This is a genomic window from Agarivorans sp. MS3-6 (assembly GCF_054112545.1).
On record NZ_CM134202.1, the window covers coordinates 743489 to 765434 of the forward strand.

20 protein-coding genes and 7 tRNA genes are annotated in these 21946 nt (G+C 45.5%); 24 read left to right on the plus strand and 3 right to left on the minus strand.

What is annotated here, in order from left to right:
- Positions 1-17: 17 nt before the first annotated feature.
- Complete coding sequence (gene ychF, locus ACVFI8_RS03445; protein WP_248714821.1) at positions 18-1109, plus strand: redox-regulated ATPase YchF; 1092 nt, start codon at positions 18-20, stop codon at positions 1107-1109.
- Here ychF and ACVFI8_RS03450 read toward each other — a convergent pair.
- The gene (locus ACVFI8_RS03450; protein ID WP_248714820.1) at positions 1099-1236 is read right to left on the minus strand and encodes a hypothetical protein; all 138 of its coding nucleotides are present in this window, start codon (positions 1234-1236) and stop codon (positions 1099-1101) included. The two genes, ychF and ACVFI8_RS03450, sit on opposite strands and share 11 nt — an antisense overlap.
- 265 nt (positions 1237-1501) lie before the next feature.
- Between ACVFI8_RS03450 and ACVFI8_RS03455 the strand changes: the two genes are divergently transcribed.
- From ACVFI8_RS03455 to ACVFI8_RS03485, 7 genes are all read left to right on the plus strand, one after another.
- Positions 1502-1578 (plus strand) — tRNA-Met (locus ACVFI8_RS03455).
- Between the two features lie 34 nt (positions 1579-1612).
- Positions 1613-1697, plus strand: a tRNA-Leu gene (locus tag ACVFI8_RS03460).
- Between the two features lie 27 nt (positions 1698-1724).
- Positions 1725-1799: transfer RNA gene (locus tag ACVFI8_RS03465), tRNA-Gln, on the plus strand.
- Positions 1800-1917: 118 nt separating this feature from the next.
- A tRNA-Gln gene (locus tag ACVFI8_RS03470) sits at positions 1918-1992 on the plus strand.
- A 143-nt stretch (positions 1993-2135) separates the two neighbouring features.
- Positions 2136-2212: transfer RNA gene (locus ACVFI8_RS03475), tRNA-Met, on the plus strand.
- A 22-nt stretch (positions 2213-2234) separates the two neighbouring features.
- Positions 2235-2319: transfer RNA gene (locus ACVFI8_RS03480), tRNA-Leu, on the plus strand.
- Positions 2320-2357: 38 nt separating this feature from the next.
- Positions 2358-2432, plus strand: a tRNA-Gln gene (locus ACVFI8_RS03485).
- 161 nt (positions 2433-2593) lie between these two features.
- Here the strand turns inward: ACVFI8_RS03485 and ACVFI8_RS03490 are convergent.
- Entirely contained in the window at positions 2594-3748 is a 1155-nt protein-coding gene (locus tag ACVFI8_RS03490; RefSeq protein ID WP_457873050.1) for an FAD-dependent monooxygenase, read from the minus strand.
- 218 nt (positions 3749-3966) lie between these two features.
- Here ACVFI8_RS03490 and miaB point away from each other — a divergent pair, with 218 nt between their 5' ends.
- From miaB to lnt, 5 genes are all read left to right on the plus strand, one after another.
- Positions 3967-5394 (plus strand): tRNA (N6-isopentenyl adenosine(37)-C2)-methylthiotransferase MiaB, encoded by a 1428-nt coding sequence (miaB, locus tag ACVFI8_RS03495; RefSeq protein WP_248714818.1) that lies wholly within the window; start codon positions 3967-3969, stop codon positions 5392-5394.
- 63 nt (positions 5395-5457) lie between these two features.
- Positions 5458-6519, plus strand: coding sequence for a PhoH family protein (locus tag ACVFI8_RS03500; protein WP_248714817.1), 1062 nt, complete (start codon positions 5458-5460; stop codon positions 6517-6519).
- Between the two features lies 1 nt (position 6520).
- Positions 6521-6967, plus strand: coding sequence for an rRNA maturation RNase YbeY (ybeY, locus tag ACVFI8_RS03505; RefSeq protein ID WP_248714816.1), 447 nt, complete (start codon positions 6521-6523; stop codon positions 6965-6967).
- Positions 6968-6989: 22 nt separating this feature from the next.
- Positions 6990-7874 carry a CNNM family magnesium/cobalt transport protein CorC gene (gene corC, locus ACVFI8_RS03510; protein WP_248714815.1) on the plus strand — a complete coding sequence of 295 codons (885 nt, stop codon included), beginning with the start codon at positions 6990-6992 and terminating at the stop codon, positions 7872-7874.
- Between the two features lies 1 nt (position 7875).
- Positions 7876-9426: an apolipoprotein N-acyltransferase gene (lnt, locus tag ACVFI8_RS03515; protein WP_248714814.1), complete on the plus strand. Its 1551-nt coding sequence runs from the start codon at positions 7876-7878 to the stop codon at positions 9424-9426.
- On the opposite strand, the gene ACVFI8_RS03520 is transcribed toward lnt, so the two are convergent.
- Entirely contained in the window at positions 9407-9901 is a 495-nt protein-coding gene (locus ACVFI8_RS03520) for a zinc ribbon-containing protein (RefSeq protein ID WP_248714813.1), read from the minus strand. The genes lnt and ACVFI8_RS03520 overlap by 20 nt on opposite strands.
- Before the next feature lie 303 nt (positions 9902-10204).
- On the opposite strand from ACVFI8_RS03520, the gene leuS reads away from it, so the two are divergent.
- The 11 genes from leuS to ACVFI8_RS03575 all read left to right on the plus strand — a co-directional run bounded on the left by leuS (position 10205) and on the right by ACVFI8_RS03575 (position 21893).
- Entirely contained in the window at positions 10205-12784 is a 2580-nt protein-coding gene (gene leuS, locus ACVFI8_RS03525) for a leucine--tRNA ligase (RefSeq protein ID WP_248714812.1), read from the plus strand.
- Positions 12785-12835: 51 nt separating this feature from the next.
- The gene (locus ACVFI8_RS03530; protein WP_248714811.1) at positions 12836-13330 is read left to right on the plus strand and encodes an LPS-assembly lipoprotein LptE; all 495 of its coding nucleotides are present in this window, start codon (positions 12836-12838) and stop codon (positions 13328-13330) included.
- Positions 13331-14341, plus strand: a complete 1011-nt coding sequence (gene holA, locus ACVFI8_RS03535) for a DNA polymerase III subunit delta (RefSeq protein ID WP_248714810.1) — start codon at positions 13331-13333, stop codon at positions 14339-14341.
- Positions 14328-14975, plus strand: a complete 648-nt coding sequence (gene nadD, locus ACVFI8_RS03540) for a nicotinate-nucleotide adenylyltransferase (protein WP_457873051.1) — start codon at positions 14328-14330, stop codon at positions 14973-14975. The genes holA and nadD overlap by 14 nt, the downstream gene beginning before the upstream one ends.
- Positions 14976-15034: 59 nt before the next feature.
- Positions 15035-15379, plus strand: coding sequence for a ribosome silencing factor (gene rsfS / locus ACVFI8_RS03545; RefSeq protein WP_248714808.1), 345 nt, complete (start codon positions 15035-15037; stop codon positions 15377-15379).
- Positions 15376-15846 carry a 23S rRNA (pseudouridine(1915)-N(3))-methyltransferase RlmH gene (rlmH, locus tag ACVFI8_RS03550; protein WP_248714807.1) on the plus strand — a complete coding sequence of 157 codons (471 nt, stop codon included), beginning with the start codon at positions 15376-15378 and terminating at the stop codon, positions 15844-15846. Before rsfS ends, rlmH begins: the two co-directional genes overlap by 4 nt.
- Positions 15847-15855: 9 nt before the next feature.
- Positions 15856-17718 carry a penicillin-binding protein 2 gene (gene mrdA, locus ACVFI8_RS03555; protein WP_248714806.1) on the plus strand — a complete coding sequence of 621 codons (1863 nt, stop codon included), beginning with the start codon at positions 15856-15858 and terminating at the stop codon, positions 17716-17718.
- A 2-nt stretch (positions 17719-17720) separates the two neighbouring features.
- Positions 17721-18833 carry a rod shape-determining protein RodA gene (gene rodA / locus ACVFI8_RS03560; protein ID WP_248714805.1) on the plus strand — a complete coding sequence of 371 codons (1113 nt, stop codon included), beginning with the start codon at positions 17721-17723 and terminating at the stop codon, positions 18831-18833.
- An 8-nt stretch (positions 18834-18841) separates the two neighbouring features.
- Positions 18842-19816 carry a lytic murein transglycosylase B gene (gene mltB, locus ACVFI8_RS03565; protein WP_248714804.1) on the plus strand — a complete coding sequence of 325 codons (975 nt, stop codon included), beginning with the start codon at positions 18842-18844 and terminating at the stop codon, positions 19814-19816.
- The gene (locus tag ACVFI8_RS03570) at positions 19806-20621 is read left to right on the plus strand and encodes a septal ring lytic transglycosylase RlpA family protein (protein WP_457873052.1); all 816 of its coding nucleotides are present in this window, start codon (positions 19806-19808) and stop codon (positions 20619-20621) included. Before mltB ends, ACVFI8_RS03570 begins: the two co-directional genes overlap by 11 nt.
- Positions 20622-20714: 93 nt before the next feature.
- The gene (locus tag ACVFI8_RS03575; protein ID WP_248714802.1) at positions 20715-21893 is read left to right on the plus strand and encodes a serine hydrolase; all 1179 of its coding nucleotides are present in this window, start codon (positions 20715-20717) and stop codon (positions 21891-21893) included.
- Positions 21894-21946 lie beyond the last annotated feature (53 nt).

Sequence of the window (21946 nt, forward strand, 5' to 3'; positions counted from 1 at the left end):
AACAAATAGGTATTATTATGGGATTTAAATGTGGCATCGTTGGTTTGCCAAACGTGGGCAAGTCGACCCTTTTTAACGCTCTGACTCAGGCCGGCATTGAAGCTGCTAACTTTCCATTTTGTACTATTGAGCCAAATACGGGCGTAGTACCCGTGCCTGATGAGCGCTTAAATGCCTTGGCTGAAATTGTAAACCCACAGCGCATATTACCCACCACCATGGAATTTGTAGATATTGCAGGTTTGGTTGCGGGCGCATCTAAAGGTGAAGGCTTAGGTAACAAATTTTTAGCTAACATTCGTGAAACAGATGCCATTGGCCATGTTGTTCGTTGTTTTGAAAACGACAACATTGTGCACGTATCGGGTAAAGTTGACCCAGCAGAAGACATCGACACCATTAATACTGAGCTAGCACTGTCTGACTTAGATACCTGTGAAAAAGCCCAGATCCGCGTTGCCAAAAAAGCTAAAGGCGGCGACAAAGAAGCCAAGTTTGAGTCAGAAGTGTTGGTAAAAGTCCAAGCACATCTAGAAGCAGATTTAATGCTACGTAGTTTAGATTTAAGCAAAGAAGAAAAAGCAGCTATTGCTTATATGAACTTCTTAACCGCTAAACCGACGATGTACATCGCCAACGTTAACGATGACGGTTTCGAAAACAACCCTTACTTAGATAAAGTAAAAGAAATTGCCGCTAGCGAAAATGCTGTAGTGGTGGCGGTTTGTGCCGAAATTGAAAGTGAAATCGCAGAATTAGACGCTGATGAAAAAGCAGAATTCATGGATGAAATGGGCTTAGAAGAGCCAGGTTTAAACCGTGTCATTCGCGCCGGTTACGAGTTACTCGACTTGCAAACTTATTTCACAGCCGGCGTAAAAGAAGTTCGCGCTTGGACAGTGCCCGTTGGTGCCACCGGCCCTCAAGCTGCAGGTAAAATTCATACCGACTTTGAAAAAGGCTATATTCGCGCCGAAGTTGTTGGTTACGACGACTACATTGAGCATAAAGGCGAGTCTGGCGCTAAAGTTGCTGGCAAATGGCGCCAAGAAGGCAAAACTTACGTCGTTAAAGACGGTGACGTTATTCACTTCTTATTTAACGTATAAGCGCTAAGCTAAAAATAAAAGCCAACTTAAGTGTTGGCTTTTTTATTTCTGCCTGCCAAACAGCGATGTTAATCTCAATGCTCACCAGTAAGGCATTGCCCGCCCCACCGCGCCTATTTCTACACATTAAGTCACCACGTTAAATAGCACTATTTAGTGAACACTGAGAAGCCCTGTTTAGCGGCTAAACAACCCGCTATTTTTAAAGCAAGTTGAAAGCCTTCAACAAAGTTGTGTATAAAGCAACCAGACAAACTGAACAAACGGCCATCACCACGTACACAAAGTGTGCAAACAGACTTTTTTGCGGATTTTTGGCAAAAAAACGGTTGACGCTCCTAGGTCTGATACGCATAATACGCGCCGTTAACAACGCAAAGCGTCGTTCACAAGGCTATGTAGCTCAGCTGGTTAGAGCACAGCACTCATAATGCTGGGGTCGCAGGTTCAAGTCCCGCCATAGCCACCATCTTTCTCACTACCAAGAGTCTGATGTAAAATTTGCGGAAGTGGCGGAATTGGTAGACGCGCTAGATTTAGGTTCTAGTATCGCAAGGTGTGAGAGTTCAAGTCTCTCCTTCCGCACCATCTTTCTTTATGAAAGATACAATTTGTAGGGATATCGCCAAGCGGTAAGGCAGCGGCTTTTGATGCCGCCATTCGTTGGTTCAAATCCAGCTATCCCTGCCACCATTTTAGGCTTGAGTAGTTATACTTGAGTTAAACAACAAGAATTCGCTTTCTTAGTTGTCGGTCTACACTTTACAGTGAAGGCCATCGAAACGCAGTTTCGATGTTAAGTTTCTGCAGGGATATCGCCAAGCGGTAAGGCAGCGGCTTTTGATGCCGCCATTCGTTGGTTCAAATCCAGCTATCCCTGCCACTTTTATTGTGCTCAGGTTATAATCTGGGAAGCAGTAACTGAATAGGGCATTTGCCCAGGTAAGACAGTAAGTACTATGTCGTAGACTAGAATTTGCTAACCCTGCCGAGAAATTTGTAACTTTACCGAGTGAAGATACAAATGGCTATGTAGCTCAGCTGGTTAGAGCACAGCACTCATAATGCTGGGGTCGCAGGTTCAAGTCCCGCCATAGCCACCATTAGTTTTAAGAAGTATTTCGTGCGGAAGTGGCGGAATTGGTAGACGCGCTAGATTTAGGTTCTAGTATCGCAAGGTGTGAGAGTTCAAGTCTCTCCTTCCGCACCATTCTTCTTTAATGAAGAACCCAATTCAAAGAGTTTTGTAGGGATATCGCCAAGCGGTAAGGCAGCGGCTTTTGATGCCGCCATTCGTTGGTTCAAATCCAGCTATCCCTGCCACCTTAAAAGGCCTGCTTTTTAGCAGGCCTTTTTTCTTGTTTCAATTCACCGTCAATAAAAAAACCTGCATCGAGCAGGTTTGCATATCTATCGCTTGATTGTATCTGCTTAAGCACAACTCAAAAATAGGACAAGCCATTATTGTCCAGAGCTAAGATTAGTTAAAGATCGCCCAGCGCATATTTTAAGGCCTGATCTTTGATAGGTCCGCTAGCTTGTACGACTTTAATGGCTAGCTTTCGGAAACGCTGTAACGGCGATAACGAATTTGAAAATAACAAGTAGAACATGTCCATGCTACCTTGCATGACGAGGTTATCGGGACGACGACGCACTTCAAAGCGCCTTAAAGCCTTTGCTTTAGCATCCAGACCACAGTGTTCAATTTGCTCTATTAAACACTTCACATCACGATAGCCGAGGTTTACCCCCTGCCCCGCCAGCGGATTAATAGTATGCGCAGCATCGCCAATAATGACCGCACTGTGTTTGACGTAACTGGCGGCATGGCGTCGAGTTAAAGGGAAACTGGCACTAGCCAGTATCTCAAAACCTCCTGGTAGTGTCGGAAACTCAGCGTCAATGCGTTGCTTAAGCTGCGCTTTATTTAACTGTTTTAAACCACGAATCGTGTCTTTAGCGTCATACCAAATTAATGCCGCATGTTGATCGGCTAGTGGTAATAAAGCGCGAGGGCCAGTCGGGTAAAACTGTTGCCAAGTCGCCGTTTGCTGCGGTGCATCCAACTTAATATTGATGGCCAAACAATCGTGGCGATAATCCCAAGCACTAATGCCTACACCAAGTTGCTGGCGCATGGTTGAATTAGCCCCGTCGGCTACCACCATAAGCTTGGCACTATATTGGGTATCGTCTGCCGCCAACACAATACCTTCGGGGTGATTACTCAGTAATCGGCTTTGCTTAGCAATTTTACAAGTGACCCCCGATTGCTGAGCGACTTGCCAAAGCCCCAATTGGATTATTCGATTTTCAACCATAAAACCTAATTCAGGTAAATCCAGCTGGGCAGAATCAAAGATTAACTTATGTTGGGGGTCTTCCCATACCTGCAACTGCCGGTAGGGGCATAATCGCATCGCATTTATCGCAGGCCAGGCTTGCAACTTTTTAAGCAAGCTAACGCTCGCTTGGCTAATCGCGCTAACACGTAGGTCCATCGCTTGGCTAAGCTCAAAGGCTTTCGGCTGAAAAGACTCTAGCATCAAGACCGATAGACCTTGCAGTGCAAAACCTTGGGCACTGGCTGCACCGATCATGCCCCCTCCCACTACAATAACGTCAAAATTTTCCACTACCGTTCAAACCAGGTTAGATATTTAGTTGAAGTTTAACCCGAAGCCCTAAGCGGATGCGAATCAGCTAAGGAATAATTGTGAATCAGATGGCCAGAGAGCCCAAGCGAACGTTTTTTAGTCTTTTTATGGTAAACAGCATGATTGTCTCTAGTCATCGAAACTTTAAACCAGTAAAATACGCGTCCTTTTTTAGCGATGTAATAAAGAGTAAAACAATGGGAAATAAGCTGCATATAAAAACTTGGGGCTGCCAAATGAACGAGTACGATTCGTCTAAAATGGCCGACCTGCTGGATGCGACCCATGGTTTTCAGTTGACAGAAGAAGCCAATGAAGCCGACGTATTACTACTAAACACCTGCTCTATTCGTGAAAAAGCTCAAGAGAAGGTTTTTCATCAATTAGGCCGTTGGAAGACGCTAAAGCAAAAAAATCCAAAGCTAGTGATTGGCGTAGGTGGCTGCGTAGCTTCCCAAGAAGGTAAAGCGATCCGCGAACGCGCACCCTACGTAGACATCGTGTTTGGCCCACAAACTCTGCATCGTTTACCTGAAATGATTAAACAAGTAAGAGGAGGCGAGAAATCCGTCGTCGACGTAAGCTTCCCTGAAATTGAGAAGTTTGATCGTTTGCCGGAACCTCGCGCTGAAGGCGCTACCGCGTTTGTATCTATAATGGAAGGCTGTAGTAAGTACTGTACCTTTTGCGTAGTCCCCTATACTCGCGGTGAAGAAGTGAGCCGCCCGCTAGACGACGTGCTCTACGAAATAGCGTCTTTAGCCGATCAAGGTGTGCGCGAAGTAAATCTGTTAGGTCAAAATGTCAACGCTTACCGAGGCCTTACTCACGACGACAATATTTGTAGTTTTGCTGAATTACTGCGTTACGTGGCCAGCATTAACGGTATCGACCGCATCCGTTTTACCACTAGCCACCCGATTGAATTCACCGACGATATTGTTGAGGTATATGCTGATACCCCTGAGCTTGTCAGCTTCTTGCACCTGCCTGTACAAAGTGGTGCCGACCGTATTCTTAACTTAATGAAGCGTGGCCATACAGCCATTGAATATAAATCTATTATTCGCAAGCTACGTAAAGCCCGCCCTGACATTGAAATAAGCTCTGACTTTATTGTTGGCTACCCAGGTGAAACTACCGAAGACTTCGCTGACACTATGAAGTTAATAGAACAAATCAACTTTGATATGAGCTACAGCTTCGTATATAGCGCTCGCCCAGGTACACCTGCAGCTGACTTGCCAGACGACGTAAGCGAACAAGAAAAGAAACAACGCTTATACATTCTACAAGAGCGTATTAACCAACAAGCTATGCAGGTTAGTCGCCGTATGCTCGATAGCGAACAGCGTATCTTGGTTGAAGGCCCGTCAAAGAAAAACCCAATGGAACTGCGCGGACGCACTGAAAATAACCGTGTGGTTAATTTCGAGGGTAGCCACGATACCATTGGCCAATTTGTCGATGTGAAAATTGTTGAAGTATTCGCCCACTCTCTTCGCGGTAACTTGCTAAGAACAGAACAACAAATGAAGTTGCGAAATGATGTGGCTCCTGCCACTATTATCGACAAAGCGGATGGGCAAGCAGACCACTTAGGTGTGGCAAGCTTTACCCCCTAGTCGCGCATTTGCAAAACTATTAAGGAGTTGGCTGGTTTTAGCTAAACCAGCCCATAAAACAATTTGAGTAATAAAATCAATTCTATTGAGATTTACCTGGAACCCGCTTCCGGTCCCCGTCTGGCTCAATTATGTGGCCCACTTGATGATAACTTAAAGCAATTAGAACGCCGTTTAGGGGTTGAAATTAGTTATCGCAATAATGAATTTCAAATCACTGGTCGCCATGGTATGTGTTTAATTGCCGCCAGTATATTACGCAGTTTGTACCTGGAAACTGCTCCGTTAAAAGGCGGCGATATTCCAGAGCTTAGCCCTGAGCAGGTGCACTTGGCCATTCAAGAGAGCCGAGCGTTAGATCAAGATGACGACGATAGCCAACACTATGGTAAACAGTTAAACATAAAAACCAAACGTGGCGTGATTAAGCCACGCACCCCAAATCAAGCCACCTATATTGGCAACATGCTAGGGCATGATGTCACCTTTGGTATTGGCCCTGCGGGTACCGGTAAAACCTACTTAGCAGTAGCATGTGCCGTTGATGCGCTAGAGCGCCAAGAAGTTCGCCGAATATTGCTCACGCGTCCTGCAGTAGAAGCAGGTGAAAAACTCGGTTTTCTTCCCGGTGATTTAAGCCAGAAGGTGGACCCATACTTACGCCCACTCTACGATGCGCTGTTCGAAATGCTAGGTTTTGAAAAAGTAGAACGGCTCATAGAGAGAAACGTCATTGAAGTCGCGCCACTGGCTTATATGCGTGGTCGAACGTTAAACGATGCGTTTATCATCTTAGATGAAAGCCAAAACACCACGGTGGAACAAATGAAAATGTTCTTAACCCGAATTGGTTTTAACTCTAGAGCGGTGATTACCGGTGATATCACTCAGGTTGACTTACCTCGCCATCAAAAATCAGGTCTTCGCCACGCCATTGAGGTGCTAAGCGATGTACCAGCCTTAAGCTTCAACTTTTTTCAAGCGGCTGACGTGGTTCGCCACCCAATTGTTGCAGCCATCGTAGAAGCGTATGAGCAACAAGATGAGCGCGATCGTATCGCTGAAGAAAAACAGAAACAACGCCGCGATGCAGCCCAAAAGCTTAGTCAAAGCGGTGGAGAATAAAATGGCAATTGTTGACCTACAAATTGCCAGTGGCGATGAAGAGAATCTTCCCACTATTACCGCATTTGAATCATGGCTTCATGCAACTTTAGTCGAGGAAGATGAAGATACCGAACTCACTATTCGTATTGTTGACGAAGCTGAAAGCCAAGCCTTAAATCATCAATATCGTGGTAAAGAGAAACCCACCAATGTACTGTCGTTTCCATTTCAGGCTCCAGCAGGTGTACCCTTACCATTATTAGGCGATTTGGTTATTTGTCGGCAAGTCGTCGAAAAAGAAGCGGAAGAACAAGGAAAAGCTGTATTTGATCATTGGGCGCACATGGTTGTACATGGTAGCCTTCATCTGCTAGGTTATGATCATATAGACGATCAAGAAGCTGAAGAGATGGAAGCATTAGAAGTAGCAGTGCTGACCAAACTTGGTATCAGCAACCCTTATTAATTGATTAGGTAAAACAACGTATATGAGCGACGACAACCCTCACTCGAGCACCGGCTCTGTCAGGAAAAGTTGGATTGAACGAGCAATTCAGCTAGTACAAGGCGAGCCGAAGAGTAGAGAGGAATTGGTAGAAGTAATTCAAGATGCCAATCAAAGAGAATTGATCGACCAAAACACCCGAGAGATGATTGAAGGTGTATTAGATGTATCAAGCCAACGCGTTAGAGACATCATGATCCCCCGCTCGCAAATGGTTACCTTAGACATAAGCCAAACCATTGCCCAAAGTTTACCTACACTTACCGATGCTCGTCACTCCCGTTTTCCGGTGATAAACGAAGACAAAGATCATATTGAAGGCATCTTACTGGCTAAAGATTTACTCTATTATGCTTTTAAAGAAGGCGGCGGAAAAACCCCGCTAGCTCAAGTGATTCGACCCGCGGTGGTGGTACCAGAAAGCAAACGTATCGACAAACTGCTAAAAGAGTTTCGTAGCGAACGCTACCATATGGCGATCGTGGTTGATGAATTTGGTGGAGTATCGGGCCTAGTTACCATTGAAGATATCCTAGAAATTATCGTTGGTGATATCGAAGATGAATTTGCTAACGAAGAAAATTTGCAAGATGATATTCGCCGAATTAATGACAAAACCTTTGCCGTTAATGCACTCACCGATATTGAAGATTTCAATCATTACTTCAGCAGTGATTTTAGCGATGATGAAGTGGATACTATCGGCGGTTTAGTCACTCATGCCTTTGGCCACTTGCCAGGGCGTGGTGAAAGCATTGATATTGAAGGTTATCACTTTAAAGTTCGAACCGCTGACCGTCGCCGCTTGGTGCAGTTACAGGTTAGCATTCCTGAAGATAAAGCCCTAAACTTGAGCGTTCAAGAATAACATGCCTTTAAGCTTGACACCGCGGCTACGTTTATTAGCCGCTTTTGCTGGTGGGTTAATCGCGCCTTTCGCCTTTGCTCCTTTCGGCTTTTGGCCTCTGATGCCAATCTCCCTATTAGCGTTAATATACTTGTTAAACCCAAAGCAATCGGGCTTTAAGCTTGGCTTATGTTATGGCTTAGGTTGGTTTGGCTATGGGATCCACTGGGTACATGTCAGCATGGCCGAGTTTGGCGGCATGCCACTGGTGGTTAGCATAGCGCTGATGGCCTTATTAGTGACCTACTTGTCGCTTTATCCCGCCTTAGCCTGCTGGCTAGCCAATAAATGGCAAGCAAAACGCGGGGCGGCCTTTTATCTATTGTGGTTTCCTGCCTGCTGGCTATTTTCTGAATGGTTGCGCAGCTGGGTGCTCACTGGCTTTCCTTGGTTGCAGCCCGGTTACAGCCAAATTGATTCGCCATTATCAGCAGTTGCGCCCATTTTGGGATTATACGGTGTTACCTGGTTAGTGTTAGTCGTCGCTGCAGCGGGAGTATTACTAATACGCGGACAACAGCGTATGCGCTGGCTAGCAAGTTTGGCGATTACGGCGCCTTGGTTACTCGGCATCGCTTTAACGGGGCATAGCTGGACCACCCCATCGCCCTCAATGACGGTGGCGCTGGTTCAAGGCAATGTGCCCTTAGACATAAAATGGCTGCCTGAAAATAGAGCTGCCAGCCTGCATATGTATCAACAAGAAACCTTAAACATATCTGATGCAGACGTTATCGTTTGGCCAGAGTCGGCCATTGCAGCGCTAGAATATGACGTCATTGAATTTTTGCACCAACTCGATGGTCAACTATTAGCCAAACAGCAAGCCTTAATCACAGGGGTAATCGCCCATGATCTGCAAACCAACGACTACTACAATGCCTTAGTGACACTTGGTCAAGAGAGCCAAGAAAATAATGCTAGTGCTAGTTACTATTACGAAAACCCCAATCGTTACTATAAAAACCACTTACTACCGATTGGTGAATTTGTGCCTTTTGAAAAGCTATTACGCCCTTTAGCCCCCTATTTCAATCTACCTATGTCTTCCTTTGGCCGAGGTGACCCCTTGCAAACCAACTTGCAGGTAAAAGGGCATCAATGGCTCGCGGCCATATGCTACGAGATTGCTTTTGGCGAGCTTATGCGCCCACAATTTACCGCAAACACCGATGCAATCATTACAGTCAGCAATGACGCTTGGTTTGGCACATCTATCGGCCCACAACAACACCTAGAAATAGCACAAATGCGAGCCTTAGAGTTTGGCCGCCCAGTGGTCCGCTCAACCAATACCGGGGTAACCGCTATCATTGACCGATTTGGTAAAGTGCAGCAACGTGCTCCAGAGTATCAATTGCTCACTTTAAAGGGAGAAATCATACCCGCAACCGGAGTCACCCCTTATCAACGCTTAGGTTTATGGCCAATGGGCTTGATAGTATTAGTCGGCTTTATCGTTCGGCTGCTACCGACACGGCGTAACAAGTCACTTAAGACTGCAGTTCACTAATTGAGTGACGATAAAAACTGTCACCTTGGCAGTGGTCACATCGGGCGATAATTGTTGGATGCCATAATGCGGTCTTATCACCGCATTGCGCGCATTCAATCACTCCTAAACCGATCAGTTCACCACTTTTATAAACCCCCTGATGTTGCAAATCGCCGATCAGCTCGTGCCATTCGACTTGGCTTTGGTCACTCATTTTAGCCAACCAATACCAGATGCTTTCTTTTAGCATCGTCATTGAAGGGCTTTCATCATAAGCGCGTTTGTAGTCACTGCGCCAATCACTTAAGTCTCGCCGCACATAATTTGCAATTAGCTGCCACTCATCTTTACTTAGATCACTAGCTGCTTGCAGGTACTCTTGAGTAGTATCAATTAACTTGGATAGCTCTTCTTGCCCCACTTCACCGCTTTCTTGTATGCGTTTCTCCAAATCCTTCACAAAGGTTTGATAAGCTTTAACTCTTTTTGGCATAACTCACCCGCTCTCTAACGTGCATTATCAGGTTTAAGCATAGACCTTTTGTTGACTAGCAAATGTGCGCCAAACCAGATTTATCTTTTCCTGATCTTCGCTGAAACACCCCTAAGGGCTATATTAACAAGCCCCCTGCAAAAGCTGAGTACAGAGAAATCATCAGCATTGAACTCAACAAGCTAAGATAAACATGCTCCAGCTATTGTTGTCAGCAAGCGGACTCGGTATCCTATGCGGATCAAATACGGTGGCTACGTGCTGCCAAGTCCAAATTTTGGTTTATTCTGGAAGATCCCATAGATGCAAGAGCAATACAGTCCGCGTGATATTGAAACCAAAGTGCAGCAGCACTGGGAGCAAGCGCAAACCTTTAAAGTCGTTGAGCAACCGGGTAAAGAAAAGTTTTACTGCCTATCAATGTTCCCTTACCCAAGTGGCCGTTTGCACATGGGCCACGTGCGCAATTACACCATTGGTGATGTCGTTTCTCGCTACCAGCGCATGCAAGGTAAGAATGTTATGCAACCTATGGGTTGGGATGCATTTGGTCTTCCAGCCGAAAACGCAGCAATTAACAATAATACTGCGCCCGCTAAATGGACTTACGAAAATATTGAATATATGAAAACTCAACTAAAACAGTTGGGTTTTGGCTACGACTGGGATCGCGAGCTAGCGACCTGCAAGCCAGATTACTACCGCTGGGAGCAGTGGTTCTTCACTAAACTTTACGAGAAAGGTTTAGTGTACAAGAAAATGGCCACGGTTAACTGGGATCCAGTTGACCAAACCGTATTAGCCAACGAGCAAGTAATCGATGGCCGCGGCTGGCGCTCTGGCGCTTTAGTTGAACAAAAAGACATTCCGCAGTGGTTTATTAAAATCACTGACTACGCTCAAGAGTTGTTAGACGATTTAGACCAACTAGACGATTGGCCAGAGCAAGTAAAAACCATGCAACGTAACTGGATTGGGCGCTCTGAAGGCGTTGAAATGCAGTTTGGCTTGGAGAATAGCGAACAGTTAGTACCCGTTTATACTACCCGTCCAGACACGGTCATGGGGGTAACTTACGTAGGTATTGCTGCTCAACATCCGCTTGCCTTAGAAGCGGCTAAAACTCATTCTGAGTTAGCCGCCTTCATCGAAGAATGCAAGAACAATAAAGTAGCGGAAGCTGACATGGCCACCATGGAGAAGAAAGGTATGGCCACTGGCCTTAATGCCGTTCATCCACTGACTGGTAAGCTTGTGCCTATCTGGGTAGCTAACTTTGTACTAATGGGTTATGGCTCTGGCGCAGTAATGGCCGTGCCCGCTCATGACCAACGCGACTTTGAATTTGCTCAAGCTTACGGCTTAGATATTGTGGGTGTAATTAAGCCTAGCGATGCAGAGTTAGATTTATCAGAACAAGCATTCACCGAGAAAGGTGTATTGTTTAATTCTGGTGAATTCGATGGTTTAGAATTCACCGCCGCTTTTGATGCCGTTGCCAGCAAATTAGAATCTATCGGCAAAGGTACCAAACAAGTTAACTTCCGCCTGCGTGACTGGGGCGTAAGCCGTCAACGATACTGGGGCACGCCAATCCCAATGCTAAACCTAGCAAATGGCGATGTTGTACCAGTCCCCGAAGACCAGCTACCAGTAATTCTGCCAGAAGACGTAGTGATGAATGGCGTTACCTCGCCAATCAAGGCAGATCCAGAATGGGCAAAAACCGAATTTGAAGGTCAAGAAGCCTTCCATGAAACCGACACTTTCGATACCTTCATGGAGTCGAGTTGGTACTACGCGCGTTACTGTAGCGCCAATAACGAAGACATGATGTTAGATCCTGAGCAAGCAAATTACTGGCTGCCCGTGGATCAATATATTGGTGGTATTGAGCACGCCATTTTACACTTGCTGTATGCCCGTTTCTTCCATAAGTTACTGCGCGATAGCGGCTTAGTTGAGTCAGACGAACCATTTAAGCGCTTGCTAACTCAAGGCATGGTATTAGCTGACGCGTTCTATTACGAAGATGCTAAAGGTGGCAAGGTATGGGTATCTCCGGTAGATGCAGTCACCGAAAAAGATGAAAAAGGCCGCATTACGAGTGCTAAAACTGCCGAGGGCCAAGAGCTGGTTTACGCAGGCATGAGCAAAATGTCTAAGTCGAAAAATAACGGTATCGACCCTCAGGTTATGGTTGATAAATACGGCGCTGACACAGTTCGCCTATTTATGATGTTTGCCGCCCCAGCAGAGCAAACACTCGAATGGCAAGACAGCGCAGTAGAAGGGTCGTTGCGTTTCTTACGTCGCCTATGGAAATTTAGCTTCGAGCATCTAAATGCCGGTGAAGCAGGTGCGGTAGATGTTGCTAGCCTGAATGCCCAACAAAAAGACTTACGTCGAGATGTGCATAAGACCATTGCAAAAGTCAGCGATGACATTGGCCGTCGTCAAACCTTTAATACTGCCATTGCAGCGATTATGGAGTTGATGAACAAATTAGCAAAAGCAGACCAAAGCGATGTAAATACCCGTGCAGTCACACGTGAAGCCATTAACGCAGTGGTATTAATGTTGTCGCCGATTACTCCGCACGTTTGTGACCAACTTTGGACCCATTTAGGTAATGTTGGCGAGATAGATACCGCCGATTGGCCAGTAGCCGACCCAAAAGCCATGGTTGAAGACAGCAAACTTATTGTCGTTCAAGTAAATGGTAAATTACGCGCGAAGCTTACAGTAGCCGCTGACGCCGACCAAGATACCGTACAAAGCTTAGCCATGAACGATGAAAATGTAAGTAAGTTTGTCGATGGTAAAACTATTCGTAAAGTGATTTATGTAGCGGGTAAATTGCTCAACATAGTAGCAAACTAAGCCTTTAGGGCGGGTTGCTTATCGGCCCGCCCTTACTAATTGCGAGATAGCATGAACTATAAAATTGCCAGCGTTGGATTTATTGCTCTGTGTTTAAGTCTATTAACCGCTTGTGGGTTTGCGCCACGAGGCAGTTACTTATTAGATGAAAAACTCACCCAAATTTACGTCTCGTCTAGTGATGAATTTAGCCCGCTCGTTCGCGAGTTAAAGCGCCAGCTTTCTCAAAACAACGTAGCTGTATTTGAGTTTCCTCAAGACGATATCCCCACCTTGCACATCGGCGGCGAAAATATCAGCAAGCGCACCCTATCTTTGTTTGATAATGGTCAAGTAGCCGAGTATGAACTGAGTTATCAAGTTGCTGGCTACTTACAAATTGCTGAACAAGGTAACTTTCCGATTAACGTACAGTTACACCGGGACTTCCAAGATAACCCCCTAGCGGCGTTGGCCAAACAACGAGAGCGTGAACTGCTTTATTCAGAGTTGCGCGTCATGGCTTCAGACCAAATCATGCGCCAATTGGCCACGGTAAGCTGGTAAATGCGAATTTTTGCTGACCGTCTTGCGCAGCAAAACTGCGCCAATTTTAATTGCTTCATCATCGCCGGTGAAGAACCGCTAATTAAGATTGAGAGTATCGACAGCATTCGCCAACAGCTGCAACAACAAGGTTTAGCCGAAGAGCGCTTAAAGTTTACCTTTGATACTGATTTTCAGTGGGGTGACATCTTTGATGCGATGTCTGAATTGTCCTTATTCAGTCAGTACAAACTGATAGAGTTACAAATAGACCGAGCCCCGGACAAAGCGATTCAAAATCAGCTGACTGAATTGTTGCCGCTGATTAACTCAGAAACCCGCTTTTTGCTCAGTTTGCCTAAGGTCACCAAGGCGAACGAAAAACAACAGTGGTACAAGCACTTCGAGCAACATGGCTTAGTAGTAATGGTTTATCCACCAGAGGGCAATCAGCTTCAAGCGTGGGTACGCCAGCGTCTTCAGCAGCACAAATTACCCGCCAGCAATGACCTTATAGCGCTATTGTTACATTACTACGAGGGTAATTTACTCGCGTTGAACCAAGCGGTTGCCAATATTGCGTTACGCTGGGGAGAAAAGCTTCCCTCGCTGAAAGAGATCGAAGCGGGTTTATCTCATGCCAACCATTTTTCTAGCTTTCAATTAGTCGATGCCCTATTAGCTGCTGACTTCCAGCGTAGCTTACTGATCATCAAGCAGCTACGACTAGAAGGTGAAGAGCCAACCTTAATAAACTGGGGGCTAGACAAAGAATTTAAGTTACTACAAATTCTGCAGGCTCAACCTACCAGCCATCACCCCAGCATCTATAAGCAACATGGAGTTTGGAATAAGCGCCAAGGCTTAATTTCTCAGGCGGCCAAGCGCTTCAAACCACAGCAAATAGAGCAAGTGCGCTTGCAAATAGCTGTGATTGACCAAGCCATTAAAGGCTTTACTGGCGATCAAGCTTGGCATCACCTAGAACGTTTAGTTTTCCAACTGGCTTCTCCACATCATGAGCACGCTTAAACTATTTTTCGGAGGGTCTTTTGACCCAATCCATCTAGGACATTTAGCGAGTGCTGAACGCTTGCTCGAGATAACTCAAGCGCAAGACATCACTTTACTGCCTAATGCACTATCGCCACTAAAATCTCGGCAGCACATTCCCCCTCATCAGCGTAAACAACTGCTAGAACTGGCACTGCGGCAGTATCCCAATTTGAAATTAGATTGGCGAGAAGTAGAACGAGGTGGTCACTCCTTTACCAGTGATACCCTTCAAGAACTGTCACTGCAATATCCCAATAATCCCATTGGCTTTGTCATGGGCTTAGATTCGTTTAATTACTTAGACCGTTGGCATAATTGGCAGCAACTCAGTGACTACGCCCACCTGATCGTGATTGCTCGACCGGGCTATCAGTTACACATGTCTAAGCCTCTAAAACAGTGGCTAAACGCTAGACTTTGCCACAATGTTGCAGAGTTAGACCAATCAAAAGCCGGTAAGGTCTACTTCTGTGAATTGCAGCCAATGGATATTTCATCCTCGAAGATTCGTGAAAACATTGCCAGTCAGGTCAACCTGCATACCCTAGAAGATATGCTTCCCGCAGATCTAATCAGTTATATTGTTCAACATAAACTCTACGGCGCTTAACCTAGCTAGACTGAGCATGATATACTTAGCCTTTAAATCCAATTTTTGGGGTGCAATAGTTGCAAAACCAACAACTCGTCGATTTTGTTATCGATAAGATCGAAGATATGAAAGGCCGTGATATTCAAAGCCTAAACGTTAGCGAACAATCAACCATTACCGATACTATGATTATCTGTAGTGGCAACTCCAAACGCCACGTTAAGTCTATTGCTGATAATGTTTTTAGGGAAGCGCGTTTAGCTGAACTTGAAGTCATCGGTATGGAAGGCATTGATGAGTCAGAATGGGTATTGCTTGATTTAGGTGATGTGGTCTTACACGTTATGCAAGACAGCGCTCGTGATTTTTACCAATTAGAAAAGTTGTGGGCACCAAGCCACTCCGAGTCTAAGGCCGGATGAAAATACAGTTAGTAGCGGTAGGCACAAAAATGCCTGCCTGGGTCGAAACTGCCTACCAAGAATACTCCCGCCGCTTTCCCAAAGATATGCCCCTAGAGTTAATCGAGGTTAACGCAGGCAAACGTGGGAAAAACGCCGATATTAAGCGAATTCTTGATAAAGAAGGCGAAGCGACACTGGCGGTAATACCTAAAGGAAACCGAGTGGTCACTTTAGAGGTCACCGGCAAACCATGGACGACTCCACAATTAGCTCAGCAATTAGATGCCTGGAAGATGGATGGCCGAGACGTTAGCCTATTAATTGGTGGCCCTGAAGGCTTAGCACCCAGCTGTATTAAAATAGCAGAACAACGCTGGTCGCTGTCGGCACTAACCCTTCCTCACCCAATGGTTAGAGTGATAGTCGCAGAAACGCTATACCGTGCTTGGAGCGTCACTGCCAACCACCCCTACCATAGAGAGTAGCGACTGATTATGGTAAGAAAACGCGTCGCTATGCGAGACCACTCTGCTGAATCACGATTATTTAATCGTCGTTCTTTGGTCTCAATTATTGGCACTTTTGTATTGATTTGCGTGCTGTTAGGAAATCTTTATTACATTCAATTTGAACAGCATGAAACCTATACCACTCGCTCTAACGACAACCGTATAAAAGTATTGCCTCTGGCACCACCTCGCGGTTTAGTTTACGACAGAAATGGCGTTTTACTGGCAGAAAACCGCCCTAACTTTAGCTTAGAAATTGTGCCTGAAAATGTCGATGACCTCGATTTATTGCTGTCTGAGCTCAGCACCTTACTCGGCTTAAGTGAAACCGACATAGAGCGATTCTACCAGCTTAAAAAGCACACCCGTCGCTTTAAGCCTGTAGCCCTAAAATCACAATTAAGTGAACAACAAGTTGCCGTGTTTGCGGTTCAGCAACACAAATATCCTGGGGCAAGTATTGAGGCTAGCCTGATTCGTTACTATCCCTATGGCGATAGCCTTACCCATCTACTTGGTTATGTTGCCAGAATCAACGCGAGAGATTTAGAGCGCTTAGAAAAAGAAAACAAGCTGGCAGAATACGATGCGACGAGAACCATCGGCAAACAAGGTATAGAGCGATACTATGAAGAAATTCTGCACGGCAACGTCGGCTATCAAGAAGTAGAAGTCAATAATCGCGGGCGAATTATTCGCACCATGAAGATTGTTCCGCCTATTCCCGGCAAAGACTTATATCTGAATGTAGACATTCGATTACAATTAGAAGCCCAAAGACTGCTGGCTGGACGTAGAGGCTCGGCAGTATTATTAGACGCTAAAACCAGCGGGGTGTTGGCAATGGTGTCTAGTCCCAGCTACGATCCCAACTTATTTGTAAATGGAATCAGTAGCAAAAACTACAACAAACTACTTAACTCTACCGACCGACCTTTAATTAACCGAGCCACTAAAGGGGTCTACCCTCCTGCTTCTACCGTAAAACCACAACTTGCGGTGATGGGCTTAGAGCTAGGAAAAATAACCGTAGAGCAGCGTATTTGGGATCCTGGTTGGTTTCAAATTCCTAATACTAAACGCCGCTTTCGAGACTGGAAACGCTGGGGCCATGGTTGGGTTGACGTTTATAAAGCGATTGAACAAAGTGTCGACACCTATTTTTACAAATTAGCCTATGAAACGGGCATCAATGACATGCACGCCTATATGAATAAATTTGGCTTTGGTGAATACACCGGCATTGATATTCATGAAGAAAGTAAAGCCAACATGCCCAGCCGCGAGTGGAAACGGGCAAGGTATCGTCAGCCATGGTGGCAAGGAGATACTATTTCAGTGGGTATTGGCCAAGGCTACTGGACGACAACCCCTATTCAGTTAGCTCAAGCAACCAATATCTTGGCCAATCGAGGTAATGTCATTACTCCGCGAATTTTAAAAAGTGTCGGTAATTCCAATTCTCACATAGGGCTTCCCCCTCAAGTCAAAGAGCCCATTAAGTTAAACGATAGCAACAACTGGCAAGTGGCATTAGACGGTATGTATGGGGTAATCAACAAGAGTAACGGTACCGCGCGTAAAGCCTTTAAAGATACTCGCTATGTTGCCGCAGGGAAATCAGGAACAGCACAAGTGGTGAATATCGCAGAAGATGAAGAATACGATGCAGATAAACTTAAAGAACAGCATCGTGATAATGCCATGTTTGTCGCCTTTGCGCCCTTTGAGAAACCTGAAGTTGTCGCGTCTGTAGTGGTAGAAAATGCCGGTGGCGGTAGCTCAATGGCTGCCCCGCTAATTCGCCAGTTATTTGATCGTTATTTTGAAACTAAAGGCAGTTATTAGTTATGGGGAACTATAGCCAAGAACAAAAAAACTCACTGTGGTGGCGACTCCACTTAGACTGGCCACTGTTACTGGGTTTAGTGGCACTAATGAGCCTGGGGCTATTTGTTTTATATAGTGCCAGTGGTGAGAGTATGGACATGCTAAACCGCCAATTTATCCGTATTGGGCTGGCAGCTGTAGTGATGTTTGTTCTCGCTCAGGTTCCTCCTGATGTATATCTTCGCTGGGCCCCATTTTTCTTTTTTACTGGTTTGGTGATGCTGCTTGCGGTATTGATTGTGGGTGACGTTGGTAAAGGCGCTCAGCGTTGGCTTGATCTTGGTTTTATCCGTTTTCAGCCCTCAGAAATAATGAAGCTTGCCGTTCCACTTATGGTTGCGCGTTATATTAGCCAGCACCCACTTCCCCCGAGCTTCAAACATTTATTGATTGGCGCAACTATCGCTATTGCACCTACATTACTGATTGCAAAACAGCCCGATTTAGGGACTTCATTACTGGTAGCCGCCTCAGGGATATTTGCCCTGTTCCTCGCAGGTATGAGCTGGCGCTTAGTCATGGCTGCAGGAGGAATGATCGCGGCATTCATTCCGCTACTGTGGTTCTTTTTAATGCGTGATTACCAGCGACAGCGGGTTCTCACATTACTCAATCCTGAAAGCGATCCTTTAGGAGCGGGTTATCATATTATTCAATCAAAGATCGCCATTGGTTCTGGGGGATTTTCAGGCAAAGGTTGGCTACAAGGCACCCAATCTCAACTAGACTTTTTGCCGGAGCGTCATACTGATTTCATATTCGCGGTATTTGCTGAAGAATTTGGCTTTATCGGCGTAGTATTGTTGCTGTGTTTATATTTTTACATCGTAGGGCGAGGCCTATTCATTGCCACCCAAGCACAAACCGCTTTTGGCCGCTTACTGGCAGGGTGCATTATCCTCACATTCTTTGTTTATGTCTTTGTAAACATTGGTATGGTAAGTGGCTTGCTGCCGGTGGTAGGTGTTCCATTACCTTTAGTGAGTTATGGTGGTACTTCGATAGTGACACTGATGGCTGGTTTTGGCATTCTGATGTCTGTTCATACTCATAAAAGGCTTTATGCCCAATAAGGATAGCTATGCGCTTGTGCTGTTGCTTGGTTTTTGCTGTTACTCAATTATGGTTTAGCTCTGCGTTTGCCAATACCGAACAACAACGCATGGAAGCGTTAAGCAATGAGTTAAATATTCCTTTAACTCAATTGCAACAGGCCGCAGGACAAGCCCAATACCAACAAGCGGTCATTGATGCCATTACTCGCCCTTGGGAAGCCAAACCATGGCATTTATATCGCGCGCTTTTTCTTACAGAAGAACGTCTAAATGCGGGTATAGCTTTTTGGCAAGAGCATCAGCAGACACTGGAGCGAGCCGAAAAAGAATTTAACGTTCCTGCTCAAATGATCGTAGCCATCATTGGCGTTGAAACCTATTACGGGCGACATAAAGGCACCTATCCAGTTATCGATGCCTTATATACCCTAGGTTTTCATTATCCGAAGCGGGCTCAGTTCTTCAGTAAAGAATTCGCCTACTTCATCCGTTTAGCCGAGCAACAAGGTTGGCAATTAGACGAAGTTAAAGGCTCTTATGCTGGAGCAATGGGTTACGGCCAGTTCATCCCATCTAGTTACATTCATTATGGTGTCGATTTTGACCGAGATGGTGAGATAGATATGTTAAACAATCCGGTAGATGCGATTGGTAGCGTGGCCAACTACTTCAGCAAACATCGCTGGCAATTAGGTGAGCCGGTGGTTCACCCTGCTACTGCGAGTCAAATACAAGCAAAACCGTGGTTAACGAGTGAATTGAAATTGAAAGATACCTGGCAACAATTGCATCAAGCAGGCATCACTACTAAGGTGCAGTTAGCCGATAATACGCCACTAAAGTTACTCGAGTTAGAGGAAGTAGAAGGGCATAGTTACTGGCTTGCAGAGCATAACTTCTACGTTATTACTCGTTATAATCGCAGCCCACTTTACGCCATGGCGGTACACCAGTTTAGCGAGCAGCTCAAGCAAACCAAGGCCCAACTCGATGCTAACTAGCCCGCATAACTCTCAGCCTTTACGTCGCTTATTTAGCCTAGCCCTCACGCTAATTGTTGGCGCGTGTAGTTCACCTCCCAGTGAGCAGCGTTATGGCATGAGTAATGATACGGCGCCGGACTCGGCGCCAACTCTAGCGCACCTAGAAAACCCGGTTCCTCGTTATGAGGCATACAGCCGCCAAGGCAATAGAGATTACACAGTACGAGGGAAAAACTATCAAGTATGGCGCGATATAAAAGAGCATGAGACCACGGGCAATGCATCATGGTACGGTAAAAAGTTCCATGGACACCTCACCTCAAATGGTGAGATCTACGATATGTACAGCTTATCTGCCGCCCATAAAAACCTGCCTTTACCCAGCTATGTGGAAGTCACTAACCTTAGCAACGATAAATCAGTAATTGTTCGTGTCAATGATCGCGGCCCGTTTCATCAAGAGCGCATCATAGACCTCTCTTATGCGGCGGCCTATAAACTAGACATGCTCAAGTCAGGCACAGCAAAAGTCAAAATAAAACTGCTTAAATTTGACAACACAGACTCGAATGCTGAGCGCGCGTTTATCGATGGCAAACAGTATTATGTGCAACTCGTAGCGAGCAAAAATACCGAAGTCATCAGCCAGCATAGAAGCCAACTTGATGCCGCCGGCCTAAGCACCGTATTGATTACAGAAAATGGTTGGCAAAAGCTTCGGGTGGGCCCCTACTACGATGTATTAAGTGCCGAGAACACCTTATTGAAAATGCAGCAAAGCCAATATAAAGATGCTTATATAATTAACCGAAAAGCTAAATAGTCGATTTAGCCTAGGAACTTACCAACACCGCTTAAGTTTTGTTATAGTGAGTGCCGTCCGAGTTTTATTGACTAACAAGCCAAAGAGCCAACAATGATTAAAAATGTATTCCAGCGTGTTAGCTACGCCTCTGTGCTTCTGATTGCAAGTAGCGTGAGTGTCGCTAACGCTGCTCCTCAAGTCATCCCCAACGCCCCTATTATTTCAGCCAAAGGCTATTACTTAGTAGATTTTGATTCAGGGCGAGTGCTCGCAGCCGAAAATGAAGAAGCAAGCCTGGCACCAGCCAGTTTAACCAAGATAATGACCAGCTATATCATTGGTAAGGAAATCAAATCGGGTAAACTAAACCCAAATGATATGGTGACGATTAGCGAGAAAGCTTGGTCTAAAAACTTCCCTGACTCGTCAAAAATGTTTATCGAAGTCGGTAAGCAAGTGCAAGTCGCCGACCTCAACCGCGGTATTATCATTCAATCAGGCAACGATGCTTGTGTTGCAATGGCCGAGCACATCGCTGGTAGTGAAGATTCTTTTGCAAGTTTGATGAACTCTTGGGCTGATCACTTAGGCATGGTGAATACTCACTTCGCCAACAGCCACGGTTTAGATAGCACAGAGCAATACACTACCGCTAAAGATATGGCTATTTTGGCCACAGCGATGATACGCGACGTGCCTGATGAGTATGCTATTTACAAAGAGAAGTCTTTTACCTTCAACGGCATTACTCAACATAACCGCAATACCCTATTGTGGGACAAGAGTCTAAATGTTGATGGCATGAAAACAGGCCATACGAGTAAAGCCGGTTACAGTTTAGTGTCTTCTGCTACCAACAATGATATGCGTCTAGTCGCCGTTGTCATGGGTACCAATTCTTCGAAAGCTCGCGCCGCGGAAAGTAAAAAGCTGCTCAACTGGGGCTTTAGGTTTTTTGAAACGGTCAAGCCCTATCAAGCAGGTGATAGCTTTGTCGAGCAAGCTGTATGGATGGCAGACCAAGACTCTGTAGCACTAGGCGTTGACCAAAACATTGCGCTTACCCTGCCTCGCGGTCAAGCCAGTAAATTAAAAGCCAGCTTTGAGTTAAAAGACGAGCTAAAAGCCCCATTAACTAAAGGCCAAGTTGTCGGTTCTGTGTATTTCCAGGTAGATGAAACGGATGTCGCGGAATACCCACTAGTGGTGCTAGAAGACGTAGAGCAAGGCAGTATTTTCAAACGCTTACTGGATTACATAAAGCTATTTTTTGCTTCTTTGTTTAGCTAACAATTCAAGGGGCTAGCTTATTGGCTAAGCGGCTTCACATAAATCCTAGGTAA

Excerpts from the sequence above, each read along its gene's own strand:
- ychF (WP_248714821.1), top strand. The coding sequence starts at position 18 with ATGGGATTTAAATGTGGCATCGTTGGTTTGCCAAACGTGGGCAAGTCG.
- ACVFI8_RS03450 (WP_248714820.1), bottom strand. The coding sequence starts at position 1,236 with ATGTGTAGAAATAGGCGCGGTGGGGCGGGCAATGCCTTACTGGTGAGC.
- miaB (WP_248714818.1), top strand. The coding sequence starts at position 3,967 with ATGGGAAATAAGCTGCATATAAAAACTTGGGGCTGCCAAATGAACGAG.
- ybeY (WP_248714816.1), top strand. The coding sequence starts at position 6,521 with ATGGCAATTGTTGACCTACAAATTGCCAGTGGCGATGAAGAGAATCTT.
- corC (WP_248714815.1), top strand. The coding sequence starts at position 6,990 with ATGAGCGACGACAACCCTCACTCGAGCACCGGCTCTGTCAGGAAAAGT.
- lnt (WP_248714814.1), top strand. The coding sequence starts at position 7,876 with ATGCCTTTAAGCTTGACACCGCGGCTACGTTTATTAGCCGCTTTTGCT.
- ACVFI8_RS03520 (WP_248714813.1), bottom strand. The coding sequence starts at position 9,901 with ATGCCAAAAAGAGTTAAAGCTTATCAAACCTTTGTGAAGGATTTGGAG.
- leuS (WP_248714812.1), top strand. The coding sequence starts at position 10,205 with ATGCAAGAGCAATACAGTCCGCGTGATATTGAAACCAAAGTGCAGCAG.
- ACVFI8_RS03530 (WP_248714811.1), top strand. The coding sequence starts at position 12,836 with ATGAACTATAAAATTGCCAGCGTTGGATTTATTGCTCTGTGTTTAAGT.
- holA (WP_248714810.1), top strand. The coding sequence starts at position 13,331 with ATGCGAATTTTTGCTGACCGTCTTGCGCAGCAAAACTGCGCCAATTTT.
- nadD (WP_457873051.1), top strand. The coding sequence starts at position 14,328 with ATGAGCACGCTTAAACTATTTTTCGGAGGGTCTTTTGACCCAATCCAT.
- rlmH (WP_248714807.1), top strand. The coding sequence starts at position 15,376 with ATGAAAATACAGTTAGTAGCGGTAGGCACAAAAATGCCTGCCTGGGTC.
- mrdA (WP_248714806.1), top strand. The coding sequence starts at position 15,856 with ATGGTAAGAAAACGCGTCGCTATGCGAGACCACTCTGCTGAATCACGA.
- rodA (WP_248714805.1), top strand. The coding sequence starts at position 17,721 with ATGGGGAACTATAGCCAAGAACAAAAAAACTCACTGTGGTGGCGACTC.
- mltB (WP_248714804.1), top strand. The coding sequence starts at position 18,842 with ATGCGCTTGTGCTGTTGCTTGGTTTTTGCTGTTACTCAATTATGGTTT.
- ACVFI8_RS03570 (WP_457873052.1), top strand. The coding sequence starts at position 19,806 with ATGCTAACTAGCCCGCATAACTCTCAGCCTTTACGTCGCTTATTTAGC.
- ACVFI8_RS03575 (WP_248714802.1), top strand. The coding sequence starts at position 20,715 with ATGATTAAAAATGTATTCCAGCGTGTTAGCTACGCCTCTGTGCTTCTG.